Annotated in this window: 12 protein-coding genes and 1 pseudogene; 9 read left to right on the forward strand and 4 right to left on the reverse strand. The window is 42.8% G+C overall.

Annotated features, from left to right (window positions below; genetic code table 11):
* Positions 1-195: 195 nt before the first annotated feature.
* Positions 196-1587 carry a DNA repair protein RadA gene (radA, locus tag CDG61_RS06070; protein WP_087550772.1) on the reverse strand — a complete coding sequence of 464 codons (1392 nt, stop codon included), beginning with the start codon at positions 1585-1587 and terminating at the stop codon, positions 196-198.
* A 143-nt stretch (positions 1588-1730) separates the two neighbouring features.
* Positions 1731-3086, reverse strand: a complete 1356-nt coding sequence (locus CDG61_RS06075) for an alanine/glycine:cation symporter family protein (RefSeq protein ID WP_087550773.1) — start codon at positions 3084-3086, stop codon at positions 1731-1733.
* Positions 3087-3438: 352 nt separating this feature from the next.
* Between CDG61_RS06075 and CDG61_RS06080 the strand changes: the two genes are divergently transcribed.
* Positions 3439-4836 carry an amino acid permease gene (locus tag CDG61_RS06080; protein ID WP_087550774.1) on the forward strand — a complete coding sequence of 466 codons (1398 nt, stop codon included), beginning with the start codon at positions 3439-3441 and terminating at the stop codon, positions 4834-4836.
* A 149-nt stretch (positions 4837-4985) separates the two neighbouring features.
* Entirely contained in the window at positions 4986-5201 is a 216-nt protein-coding gene (gene lptM / locus CDG61_RS06085) for an LPS translocon maturation chaperone LptM (RefSeq protein ID WP_087550775.1), read from the forward strand.
* Between the two features lie 14 nt (positions 5202-5215).
* Here the strand turns inward: lptM and CDG61_RS17795 are convergent.
* Positions 5216-5266 (reverse strand): annotated as a pseudogene (locus CDG61_RS17795) (hypothetical protein); the annotation flags it as partial.
* Here CDG61_RS17795 and lysA point away from each other — a divergent pair.
* The 4 genes from lysA (at position 5262) to CDG61_RS06105 (ending at position 9089) form a co-directional block, all read left to right on the forward strand.
* A complete protein-coding gene (lysA, locus tag CDG61_RS06090; RefSeq protein WP_394357258.1) occupies positions 5262-6485 on the forward strand; it encodes a diaminopimelate decarboxylase in 1224 nt (407 codons plus the stop codon). The pseudogene CDG61_RS17795 and the gene lysA sit on opposite strands and share 5 nt — an antisense overlap.
* Positions 6486-6490: 5 nt before the next feature.
* Entirely contained in the window at positions 6491-7336 is an 846-nt protein-coding gene (dapF, locus tag CDG61_RS06095; protein ID WP_087550776.1) for a diaminopimelate epimerase, read from the forward strand.
* A gap of 195 nt (positions 7337-7531) precedes the next feature.
* On the forward strand, positions 7532-8458 hold the full coding sequence (locus tag CDG61_RS06100) for a tyrosine recombinase XerC (RefSeq protein ID WP_087550777.1): 927 nt from the start codon (positions 7532-7534) through the stop codon (positions 8456-8458).
* Between the two features lie 259 nt (positions 8459-8717).
* Positions 8718-9089 (forward strand): hypothetical protein, encoded by a 372-nt coding sequence (locus tag CDG61_RS06105; RefSeq protein ID WP_087550778.1) that lies wholly within the window; start codon positions 8718-8720, stop codon positions 9087-9089.
* Here CDG61_RS06105 and CDG61_RS06110 read toward each other — a convergent pair.
* Positions 9016-9609: a GNAT family N-acetyltransferase gene (locus CDG61_RS06110; RefSeq protein WP_087550779.1), complete on the reverse strand. Its 594-nt coding sequence runs from the start codon at positions 9607-9609 to the stop codon at positions 9016-9018. The genes CDG61_RS06105 and CDG61_RS06110 overlap by 74 nt on opposite strands.
* A 568-nt stretch (positions 9610-10177) precedes the next feature.
* Here CDG61_RS06110 and CDG61_RS06115 point away from each other — a divergent pair.
* From CDG61_RS06115 to CDG61_RS06125, 3 genes are all read left to right on the forward strand, one after another.
* The gene (locus CDG61_RS06115; protein ID WP_087550780.1) at positions 10178-10930 is read left to right on the forward strand and encodes an electron transfer flavoprotein subunit beta/FixA family protein; all 753 of its coding nucleotides are present in this window, start codon (positions 10178-10180) and stop codon (positions 10928-10930) included.
* 17 nt (positions 10931-10947) lie between these two features.
* Positions 10948-11880 (forward strand): FAD-binding protein, encoded by a 933-nt coding sequence (locus tag CDG61_RS06120; protein WP_087550781.1) that lies wholly within the window; start codon positions 10948-10950, stop codon positions 11878-11880.
* A 393-nt stretch (positions 11881-12273) separates the two neighbouring features.
* On the forward strand, positions 12274-12927 hold the full coding sequence (locus tag CDG61_RS06125; protein ID WP_087550782.1) for a hypothetical protein: 654 nt from the start codon (positions 12274-12276) through the stop codon (positions 12925-12927).
* Positions 12928-13075 lie beyond the last annotated feature (148 nt).

The raw sequence follows: 13075 nt of genomic DNA on the forward strand, positions 1-13075 counted from the left end.
ATAAAATAACGAATATTCGGCATGTTTTTAAAATTTTAATCAGCATGTTATAACTGTATGAAAATACTCATGTAAATGGGTGTGTTGAGGATTTTCATATATTGGGAATAGCTTTGGTTATTCGGTAGAAATGACCACATAAAACTGCTGTATTCTCATGTGGTCAGATGGTGAATAAAAAATACTCTCCTGACACTAATTCAGTTCATCACTGAGCTGACTGGCTTCAGTGAGTGCTTCGTGCAGACGGGCAACCGAGATGATCTGTACTCCCGGAATGGCTTTTTGAGGTGCGTTACCACGAGGAACAATAATATATTTAAAGCCGTGCTTAATGGCTTCTTTGAGGCGTTCCTGTCCATTGGGTACAGGACGTATTTCACCTGAAAGTCCGACTTCACCAAATACAGCCAGTTGCTGTGGCAGGGCTTTCCCCCGCAGACTGGATGCACATGCCAGCAGGACAGCCAGGTCGGAACCTGTTTCAGTAATTTTGAGTCCACCCACGACATTGACATAAACATCCTGTCCAGCGGTCTGTACACCGCCATGACGATGCATTACCGCAAGCAGCATATTCAGACGGTTCTGTTCCAGACCTAAAGCCACACGTCGGGGCTGACCATGCGCATCATCCACAAGTGCCTGTACTTCAACCAGCAGGGGGCGTGTACCTTCACGACTGATCATAACAATCGAACCTGGAATGGCTTCATCATAACGACTGAGGAAAATTGCAGATGGATTGGCAACTTCGCGCAGTCCTTTATCGGTCATGCCAAAGACGCCGAGTTCATTGACAGCACCAAAGCGGTTTTTCACTGCTCTGATCATACGGAATCGGGAATCTGCCTGTCCTTCAAAATACAGCACACAGTCCACCATATGTTCCAGTACACGAGGACCTGCAAGTGAACCTTCTTTGGTGACATGACCAACAATAAACAGTGCAGTGCCGCTGTTTTTTGCAAATCGGGTCAGTAAAGCAGCAGATTCACGGATCTGCGATACACCACCAGGAGCTGACTGCAACGTTTCTGTATAGAGTGTCTGAATAGAGTCCAGGATGGCAACTGCCGGACGTTCGTGTGCAAGTACTTCACAGATCCGTTCCACACAGGTTTCCGCCATGACTTTCAGTTTATCTGTCGGTAAATCAAGTCTGTTGGCACGTAATGCCACCTGGGAAAGTGATTCCTCACCTGTAACATACAGCGCTGAACTGCTGGCAGCAGCCATATAGGTTGCAGTCTGTAAAAGAATGGTGGATTTACCAATACCTGGGTCACCACCAATCAGCACAACTGAACCTGTCACAAGACCGCCACCCAGTACTCGGTCAAACTCACCGATACCAGTCGCCAGACGTGTTTCAGTGGAGACTGAAATTTTATTGAGCGTTGTGATGGCAGCAGCCTGTCCCGCATAACCACCACCCATTTTAGGAACAGCACGATGGCTGATGGCAGGTTGAATACTGACTTCAGTCAGACAGTTCCATTCACCGCAGTCAGAACACTGACCTGACCATTTTGGATGTTCAGTTCCACACTGTTCGCAGCGGTAAGCAGTTTTGACTTTGGCCATATTTTTGAGTCTGGTTGTCTGGTAAGCAGGCTACAGCATACAGAATATTTAAACTGAAATGAAACCTCAGCATGCAGACCTGAATGATCTGCCCATAAAAAAGCCACCCGAAGGTGACTGATTGAATTTCTGATTGGAAAATATCAGTAAAGTTCGCCAGATTTCCTTTTTGCCAGGAAGTCTTTGGTCTCTTTGACAATAACCCCTGACAGCAGTAATAAAGCAATCAGGTTGGGTACAGCCATCAGGCCATTGAAGGTGTCGGCAAACAGCCACACCAGATCCAGCGTAGCCACTGTGCCAATAAACACTGTAGCGATATAGATAATACGGTAGATCAGAACAAACTTTTCACCCAGCAGATAAGTCGCACATTTTTCACCGTAGTAACACCAGCCTAAAATGGTCGAATAAGCAAAGAAAATAATACCGAAGGTCACAACCCAGCCACCTACACCTGGTAGCAGACGGTCAAAAATATGTGTGGTCAGTACAGCGCCTGTTTCTGTCCCAAAGGTATTACCCGCCACCAGGTATCCCATCACCAGCACGATACCGGTAATGCTGCAGACAATAATAGTGTCAATGAAAGTACCTGTCATGGAGACCAGACCCTGGCGCACAGGGTGGTCAGTTTTTGCAGCAGCAGCAGCAATTGGAGCCGAACCCATACCGGCTTCATTGGAAAACACGCCACGGGCTACACCGTAACGGATCACAGCACCGATTGCACCACCAGCGACTGCCTGACCTGTAAATGCATCGACAAAGATCAGTTTCAGTGCAGGAACAACAAGTTCAAGGTTGGTCAGAATAATTGCCAGACCACCCAGTACATAACCAATCGCCATGATTGGTACAATAAAGGATGAAGCTTTCGCAATGGATTTGATCCCGCCCAGAATCACCAGTGCGGAAAAAGCAGTAATGATAATTCCGGTAATCCAGGTTTCTATACCCATGGAGTTCTGGACGGCAAGGGCAACGGTATTGGACTGAACAGAACTGCCAATACCAAATGAAGCAATTGTACCGAACAGAGCAAAAAGAACAGCTAACCACTTCCATTTCAGCCCATGTTCAATGTAGTACATTGGACCACCGGATTTTTGTCCACTTTCATTGTTGACACGATATTTAACAGCCAGCACAGCTTCACCATACTTGGTTGCCATACCCACAAGTGCAGTCATCCACATCCAGAACACAGCACCGGGTCCACCCAGTACACAGGCAGTTGCAACACCTGCAATATTACCGGTTCCGATTGTGGCGGACAGTGCTGTCATCAGTGCAGCAAAGTGTGAAATGTCACCATCATTTGAGTCGGCATTTTTATGTTTACCAAAGACCTGTTTAAAGGCAAATGGCAGTAATCTGAACTGAAGAAACATTAATCGGAGAGTCAGGAATACACCGGTACCAACCAGCAGTACCAGCATATAAGGTCCCCAGACCCATCCACTTAAGGTTTCCATAATACTTTGTATGTTTTGCATAATGAGTTCTTCTTATATTCCGGTTTATAAAGCAGCTTAATGCTGATGTCTATGCAAAAAGCAAATCATGTGCCACAACAGGTCTTCCTGACCTTTAAATCATTTCATTTTTTGTGAATGATCACTATTTATGACACAGAAAAAGAGGCGATTACAAGAAGAAATGCGGTGGAATTATGATTTTCCAGAATAGTCAATTATCCGAATGAGTAATAAATGAATAATAAAAGATAAGAAAAATAAATGAACTTGAATAATCTGTTAGGAAAAATTGATAGTCACAAAAAAGTTTTGTAATTTTTAACTGTTTTGAGCTAATTTGTCGCCATCAATTCCTTAGATGAATTAAATAATGTCAAATGAAAATATTACTCTCCAGGATGAGGGTGAGGATCTTAAACGGAGTCTGTCCAATCGGCACCTTCAGTTAATTGCCATTGGTGGTGCAATTGGGACAGGTCTGTTTATGGGGTCAGGAAAAACTATCAGTCTGGCAGGACCATCCATTCTGTTTATTTATATGATTATTGGTCTGATGGTTTTTTTCGTGATGCGTGCGCTGGGCGAATTACTGCTTTCAAACCTTCAGTACAAATCATTTATTGATTTTTCAACTGATCTGATTGGTCCCTGGGCAGGGTATTTTGTCGGCTGGACTTACTGGTTGTGCTGGATCACGATTGGTATTGCAGATCTGTCGGCGATTATTTATTACCTGCAGTTCTTTAACCATGGTGTCCCTTTCAGTCCTGTTGAAGGCGTCATGATCAGTGTTGCTGCCATTGTTTTTATCATGGGCTTAAACCTCATGACAGTAAAACTGTTTGGTGAGCTGGAGTTCTGGTTTGCTTTAATCAAGATCATTGCCATTGTCGTGCTGATTTTTGCTGGTTTATGGATGATCTTTACCGGATTTACTTCAGATGCAGGTCAGGTTGCTTCTTTTACAAATCTGTGGAATCACGGTGGGATGTTCCCAACGGGAGCAGATGGTTTCCTTGCAGGGTTCCAGATTGCGATTTTTGCGTTTGTCGGGGTGGAACTGGTCGGTACAACCGCTGCGGAAACTAAAGATCCTGAAAAGAATTTGCCTAAGGCAGTCAACTCAATTCCAGTCCGTATCATTATCTTCTATGTATTGGCACTGCTGATCGTGATGTCTGTTACGCCATGGAATAAAATTGATCCAAATATCAGTCCCTTTGTAAATCTGTTCAGTCAGGCAGGTATTGCAGCAGCAGCAATCATCATGAATCTGGTGGTGCTGTCTTCGGTGATGTCATCCATGAACAGTGGTGTATTCTCTACCAGCCGTATGCTGTTTGGTCTGTCCCGTGAAGAACAGGCACCAAAATCTTTTGGTCATCTGAACCGTCGTGCAGTACCGGCAAATGCACTGTATTTCTCAGCGGTCTGTCTGCTGTTAGGTGCTGCATTACAGTATTTTGTACCCGATACAGTAAAGGCATTTACGCTGGCAACCACATTATCCACGATTCTGTTTATTCTGGTCTGGATTATTATTCTGTGGAGTTACCTGGTCTACTATAAAACCCGTCCAGAACTGCATGCAAAATCAACATTTAAGCTGCCTGGTGGACCATTGACCTGTTATGTTGTGATTACATTCTTTATTGGTGTGATTTATGTGCTGTCACTTCAGGAAGACACAATGCAGGCATTAATGGTGAGTCCATTATGGTTACTGATACTGGCGATAGGTTATGTCTGCTTTTATAAGAAAAAATAATCATAAGCATCAGTATTAATTCCAATATAAAACGCCAGCTGTAGTCTGGCGTTTTTTGTATTCCCACGATAAGCTAATACTGCGTTTAGCACTTTGGTCAGACGACCGATCAGGTTATACTTCCTGAAAATTAACTAATAGGTGGTCAGATGCGTTCAGTTATTGGCTGTATGAGTCTTATTACTGTGATTTCAGCCCTGGCAGGTTGTGGTCAGACAGGTGCATTACAACTGCCTTCAGATCCTGATTATGATAAGCGGGCAAAATACCTGCTGCATTCAGACTCAGCAGAAAAGGCTCCTCAAAACAGTGAGTCTGCCGGTCAGGCTGACGTTGTTGCTGCATCTGAAGCAGTGACTGAATAATTCGCTTTAAATTTTTATTGAAAGGATACATTCATGAGTTTCTCCCGCATTAATGGGGTATTGCATGCAGAGCAGTGTTCACTGGATCAGCTCGCACAGCAATTTGGTACACCGCTATACGTTTATTCGAAAGCTAAATTTGAACAGCATTATTCAGATATGGATAAGGCATTTGAATTTATTGATCATCAGATCTGTTTTGCGGTGAAATCCAACTCCAATATTGCGGTACTGAATGTTCTTGCAAAAATGGGCTCTGGTTTTGATATTGTGACCGGAGGTGAGCTTGCACGTGTGTTGGCTGCCGGTGGTGATGCGTCGAAAATTGTATTTTCAGGTCTTGGGAAAACAGAAGCAGATATTCAGAAAGCACTGGAAGTTGGTATTGCCTGTTTTAACGTTGAGTCCTATGCAGAGCTTGACCGGATTCAGAAAGTTGCTGCGCAGATGAATAAAAAAGCGCCAGTTTCTCTGCGTGTCAATCCAGACGTCGATGCAAAAACACATCCGTATATTTCAACAGGTCTGAAAGAAAACAAATTTGGTATCCCTTCCGATGCTGTATTTGAGACTTATCAGTATGCGGCATCACTGGCAAATCTGGATGTAGTCGGTATTGACTGCCACATAGGATCTCAGCTGACTGAAACTCAGCCTTTTGTGGATGCACTTGACCGTGTGATCAGCATGATTGACCGTCTCAAAGAGATGGGTATTCAGCTGAAACATATTGATATCGGTGGTGGTTTAGGTGTGACCTATAAAGATGAAACTCCACCGAGTGTCGTTGAATATGCAAATGCCATGCGTCCTGCACTGGAAAAACTGGGTTTAAAAGTTTATATGGAACCTGGTCGCAGCATTTCTGCAAACGCAGGTGTACTGGTCACTAAAGTGGATTTACTGAAACCGACCAGTCACCGTAACTTTGCCATTATTGATGCTGCAATGAATGACCTGATCCGCCCATCTTTATATCAGGCATGGATGGATATCCAGGTTGTTGCACCAAAAGCAGATGTACAGACTGAAACCTGGGATATTGTGGGCGCGATCTGTGAAACAGGTGACTTCCTGGGTAAAGAGCGCGAGCTTGCACTTCAGGTCAATGATCACCTTGCTGTACTAGGTGCAGGTGCTTACGGATTTGTTATGAGTTCAAACTACAACAGCCGTGGTCGTGCTGCTGAAGTTATGGTGGATGGTGAAAAGGCACATCTGATCCGTCAGCGTGAGACGATTGAATCACTGTGGGAAAAAGAAAGTTTATTGCCTGAGGAGTAATACAGATGCTGCTTGAATTTACCAAAATGCATGGTCTGGGCAATGACTTTATGGTTGTCGATCTGATCAGCCAGCGGGCTTACTTTGATGCAATGACTATCCGTCGGCTGGCGGACCGTCATTTTGGAATCGGGTTTGATCAGTTGCTGATTGTTGAACCACCTGATTTTCCAAATGTGGACTTTAAATACCGTATTTTTAATGCAGATGGTTCTGAAGTTCAGCAGTGTGGGAATGGTGTCCGCTGTTTCGCACGTTTTGTTTATGAACATCAGCTGACAACCAAAACAAAACTGCGGGTTCAGACCTGTTCAGGCATTGTTGAACCAGAACTGGGTGCAAATGGCTGGGTGCGTGTAAATATGGGCTACCCGAAATTTCTGCCCGAAGAAATTCCATTTACAGCCGATGAACCTGAGTCTCTGTATGACATTGATCTTCAGGACAATGAAAAACTGACGATTGATGTTGTTAACATGGGTAATCCTCATGCAGTGACTATCGTATCAGATGTACTGACAGCGGATGTCGCAAAAATTGGTCCTCAGGTTGAATCGCATGTCCGGTTTCCAGAACGTGTAAACGCTGGTTTTATGCAGATTGTGGATGACAAACATGCCCGACTTCGTGTGTTCGAGCGTGGCGTCGGTGAAACAATGGCGTGTGGTACTGGTGCATGTGCTGCAGCTGTTTCAGGTATGCGCCGTGGCTTGCTGGCTTCCAGTGTTGAGATTGAGCTGGCAGGTGGCAAACTTCAGATTGAATGGAAAGAGGGTGATGTGGTCTGGATGACTGGACCAACAGCAACCGTTTACGAAGGTCGTCTTGATCTGCGTTATTTCCAGAGCTGATTTTTAATGTGCTCTAAAAGCCCTGACTGTTCAGGGCTTTTTTAATTTTGATGACAGTGAATAAGTGGATAATGAAAAATAATCAGCTGATACAGAACAGATAAAATGCCAGTTTCAGGCATGCATATCTGTATTCGTGATTTGATCAGTACTGCGTTATGATAAAGACAGAAATATCTTTTTAAATACCAGAATATGCAGATCAATCCATCTGAACTTTTAACAATGTGGCTGAAAGAGCGGGAGGTACAGAACCAGTCGCCTCATACTCGGCACGCCTATACCCGTGATGTCTCAGATTTTCTGAAATTCTGCGATGAGCGGAAACTTCAGCTTGCTGATGTTGAAAGTACGGATTTACGTGAGTATCTTGCGCACAAAGTAGAGTATCAGCAACTCAGTCCAGGCAGTCTGCAAAGACTGTTGTCTGCCATCCGTCAGTTTATGAAATGGGCTGAAGAAGGTGGGTATCTGGCATTTAATCCGGCGGATGATTTCAAACTGAAAAGGCAGTCCCGTCCATTACCCGGCATGATTGATATTGAAACGGTGAATCAGATACTGGATCAGGCTGAGCCTGAAGCCGATATCCCGAAACAGATGTGGTATCGCGATAAAGCGATTCTGGAGCTGTTGTACTCTAGTGGTTTACGTCTGGCAGAAGTGCAGGGGCTTAAAATTGGTGATATTGACTTTAACCGACAGTTGCTGCGTATCACAGGTAAAGGAAACAAGACCCGTATTGTTCCGTTTGGCAGCAAGGCCAAAGATGCAGTGATGCACTGGCTGAAAGTCTATCCATTATGGAATGGTGATTTTGTTAAAACGGCACATGTTTTCATCACACAAAAAGGAAATCCACTGGGTGCGAGGCAGATTGAAAACCGTGTGAAATATCAGGCACTCAGAGCCGGTGTCAATGTAGACCTGCATCCACACCTTTTAAGGCACTGTTTTGCCAGTCATATGCTGTCGGGCAGTCGTGATCTGCGGGCTGTTCAGGAAATGCTGGGACACAGTAACCTGAGTACGACACAAATCTATACTCATGTCGATTTTGACCATCTTGCACAGGTCTATGATCAGGCACATCCTCGAGCACAGCTGCACAAAAAAACATAACAAATATCCGTCAGCAAAAATTGCTTGTTTTAGAATTTTTGTGTAAAAAGGACATAATTCAAGCAATTTTTTGTTTAAATGACTTGGAAAATGATTAAATCAGATGGCTTTTTGAACTATTGTAGAATAAGACAAACAGCATTTTTAGGGTATAAACAATAAACATAAACAGGGTGTGATGAGTTCAGAACGGAGTATCAGTCACGACGTTCAACCCGTCAGCCCCGCTGTAATAGAATGAAGATTGCGCAGGCAGAAAATGATTTCAGATATTCAGGAAAAATACGATCAGCTTACTCAGGCACAAAAAGACATTTTTGCCGGTTATGGTCTCAGACAGATTAAACACTTCGTTGAAATCAGTTTGCCGAAGGTTAAATCGGTATTGCCTGAACATACTCAGGTACAGGGTGTAAATGCTGAAGGAAAACTTCAGGCTGTCAATGCAGGTACACAACAGAACTACATCTGGATTTCGGACTTACAGTGGCAGTTGCGTAAGGTTGCTGTCATGCATATTGATACCAAAGAAGATTTTCAGAAAGTCTGGGAAATTTTTAACCTTGCACAATACGAACTGATTGATTTAAGCCATATTCACCGTGATTTTCTTGAAACGCTTCACGTGTAATTTTATACAGTAAGTGTTTTCTTAATGGATGATCCTGCTGTAATGCAGGATGATCAAAATCCTGAACATAATCCATTCCTAAACGGTGCATGACAGCCAGAGAAGGCTTATTCTGGCTGGCGGTAAAAGCCACCATTTCTGTTTTTTTCAGAATTTCAAATGCAAAATGCAAAGACGCTATTGCAGCTTCTGTTGCAAAACCTTGTCCCCAGCAGTCTGCACTTAAGCGCCAGCCTGTTTCCGTACATGGAGAAAATGAAAACTGTTCAGGCTGATCATACAAACCGGTAAACCCAATAAACTGTCGACTGGCTTTTAACTCGATTGCCCAGAACCCCCAGCCCTGTGTATCTATGATGGTTCTGAATTTATCCGCCAGCGCTTTGCTTTGCTCATTGCTCAATAAGCCTGGGAAATATTTCATCACATCTGTGCACTGTCCCATTCTGTAAAAATGAGCATAATCGCACTCCTTCCACTGACGTAAAATAAGTCGTGGGGTTTCAATACTGTAATTCATGGTGTCTTTTACCGTTATCAATTGCGTAATAATGCCCTGAAAAGGGATAGAAATTAAGATATAAATGACTGGATCATGATAAGAAATAAAGTCGGTGGTGAGTAACTGATAAGTGCTTCATGTGCTTAAAAAAGTAATTTGTTACAGAATCGAGGAATGAATAGTTATTTTTTGTGAGTAAAACATCCTGAAAAGGGTAAAGAGCTATCTCAAATGACAGTTCGTAAATACCATGTTGACACATACTGGTCTTAGGAAAGAGTGTATTTACTTATTGGAAACAAATCTTAAAAACAGCCTTTTTTTGTTTTAAATCTGAATGAAAAACAATATAAATCAATGTTTAATAATTTAATGAATCATGCTTTAATTCTTATCAGTACAACACGAATTAAAAAGTGTGAACGCATCGTTCAGGGAAAATTACGCATTTTTACAGCGTATTCGATAATTGTGACTTGACCGAAATGCCATACACATTGCAAGATAGGACACCTAAAAAATTTTAAGTGAAGAGTTATTATAACTTTTCTCAACATTTACATTTGCTAAAACAGCCGAGGATTACATGAAGGCTCTTGTTGCTGTAAAACGTGTGGTTGATGCCAACGTTAAAGTTCGCGTTAAACCGGACAATAGTGGGGTAGACCTTACTAACGTTAAGATGTCAATTAACCCATTCGATGAAATCGCAGTGGAAGAAGCGGTTCGCTTAAAAGAAAAAGGAACTGTTTCAGAAATCGTTGTTGTTTCTATTGGTCCTAAAGAAGCGCAGGAACAGATCCGTTCTGCTATGGCGCTTGGTGCTGACAGCGGTATTCTGGTTGAAGCTGATGACAGCCAGCTGGGTGCGCTTGAAATTGCTAAAATCCTGAAAGGAATCGTTGAAGCTGAACAGCCTCAGCTGGTTCTTCTGGGTAAACAGGCAATTGATGACGACTCAAACCAGGTTGGTCAGATGCTTGGTGCTTTACTTGGCGCAGGTCAGGGTACATTCGCTTCAGTTGTGACTGTAAATGGCGATAAAGTACAGGTTACACGTGAAGTTGACGGTGGTTTACAGACTGTAGAGCTGAACACTCCTGCGATCATCACGACTGACTTACGTTTGAACGAGCCACGTTATGCGGCACTTCCAAACATTATGAAAGCGCGTAAAAAACCGCTTGATACTAAAACACCTGCAGATTACGGCGTGACTGCAACTTCTAAACTGAAAACAGTTAAAGTTGAACCACCTGCTGAGCGTAAAGCGGGCGTACAGGTGAAGTCTGTAGACGAGCTTGTTGAAAAACTTAAAAATGAAGCGAAAGTGATCTAATACAGAAGGATAAAATCATGAGTATTTTAGTTATCGCTGAGCACGACAATAAAGCACTGAACGGTGCAACATTAAACGTTGTAGCGGCTGCTCAGAAAATCGGTGGTGATATCACTGTATTGGTTGCAGGTTCTGGTGCTCAGGCAGTTGCTGATGCTGCTGCTAAAGTTGCTGGTGTAAGAAAAGTGTTACTTGCTGATGATGCTGCTTATGCAAATCAGCTGGCTGAAAACGTTGCAAAATTAGTTGCTTCTATCGGTGCGGGTTATTCTCACATCCTTGCTGCTTCTACAACGACAGGTAAAAACATTTTACCTCGTGCTGCTGCACTTTTAGACGTAAGCATGATCACTGACATCATCGCTGTTGACGGTCCTAAGACTTTCAAACGTCCAATCTATGCAGGTAACGCGATTGCAACTGTAGAATCTGGCGAATCAGTTGTTGTTGCAACTGTTCGTGGTACTGCATTTGATGCGGTTGCTGCTGAAGGTGGTTCTGCTGCGGTTGAAGCTGCGGCTTCTACAGGTGATACTGGTATTTCCAAGTTCATTTCTGAAGAAATCGTGAAATCTGAACGTCCAGAATTAACTGCTGCGCGTATCGTTGTATCTGGTGGTCGTGGTGTGGCTTCTGGTGAAAACTACCACAAAGTACTTGATCCACTTGCTGATAAGCTTGGTGCTGCTCAAGGTGCTTCACGTGCTGCGGTAGATGCTGGCTTCGTTCCAAACGATATGCAGGTTGGTCAGACTGGTAAAATCGTTGCACCTGACCTATACATCGCTGTAGGTATCTCTGGTGCGATTCAGCATCTGGCGGGTATGAAAGATTCTAAAGTGATTGTTGCGATCAACAAAGATGAAGAAGCACCAATCAATGCTGTTGCTGACTACTGGTTAGTTGGCGATCTGAATACTGTTGTTCCAGAACTGGTTTCTAAACTGTAATTCTGTAATAACGTTTCAAAAAAACGTCTCAGAGATTGATCTGAGGCGTTTTTTTGTTGGAAAATTTAAGGGAATGGTCTGTACAGTGATAAATATGAAACGGAGTGTTTCATTGTTGAGATGATTCTTTAAATATCTGAAAAATGCATGAAATATGCATCAAAATACTTATTTAAAATGAAAATATTCAGTTAAAAAACTGTTACTCATCATGGGTTAAGTTGAGATTTTATTAATAAAAGTCTGATAAAAAACAAGAAAAGTGATGAGATTGTCAATTATTATTAACAAAAATGCTAATCTTATGCATTTGATTTATTTGTGATATTATCCGCGAAGTTTTTTTGGCTTTACTCATCAGGCATGCCCTGTTCTACGGGTAAGGAGTTCGCTGTGCTGGTTGATACCCGACTGTCCTGGCCTGTAGTGGTCATTATTGTCTTTTGCTTTATATTTCCATTTCTTGCTGATTGGCATATTCCATTATTTGATGGCATGCTTGTACGTTCTGTGGAAGATATACAGGCAATCCTGCTGTTGTTTTTTGCAGGATTCAGTTTTTTTTATATGAAGCCATTTGCTTTAGCCGAAGGTAAAAAACAGTTCTGGCTTTGGGCAGTGCTGTGGTGGGTTTTACTTTTTGGCCGCAGTACAAGCTGGGGGCGTGATTATTTCCCAGAAGTGCCGCGGATTTATTTCCATATACTTTCGGTTCTGTTTATTGCACCTGTTGTGTTTATGCTCTTTTCAAGCGCATTACGCTCAGAAATAGCCATCAAATTCAGAACATCGGCTGTTCCAGTGTGGGCATTTATGCTGGCAGTTGCGGGATTGATCATTTCTGATGGTGTGGAGCATGGCAGATTCTTTCATTCTGTTTTTCTGCATGATCTGAGTTATAAAGATCTGATTGAGGAACTCTATGAGTTTCCTCTCATCCTTGGGTTATTCATGGTGACCTTTCAGCTGATGAAAAATGAGGTGCAGGTTGCTCATTCTGTTGTGAATGAACAGCAGCAGGAAATAAAACCTGCGGGCGAAGCTTAAAAAATTATTCTGTGCAGCAACGTAAAATTCAGTTTTTCTTTAACCTCTCAACAGAGAGGTTTTTTATGTGTCCAATCTATTGTTCTGGTCGAAATAAACACAAAAATCATGGTTATAGTTGGGACTTCTTCTCACAAAAAACCGCTGT

This window comes from Acinetobacter sp. WCHAc010052, assembly GCF_002165295.2.
GTDB classification, from domain to species: domain Bacteria; phylum Pseudomonadota; class Gammaproteobacteria; order Pseudomonadales; family Moraxellaceae; genus Acinetobacter; species Acinetobacter chinensis.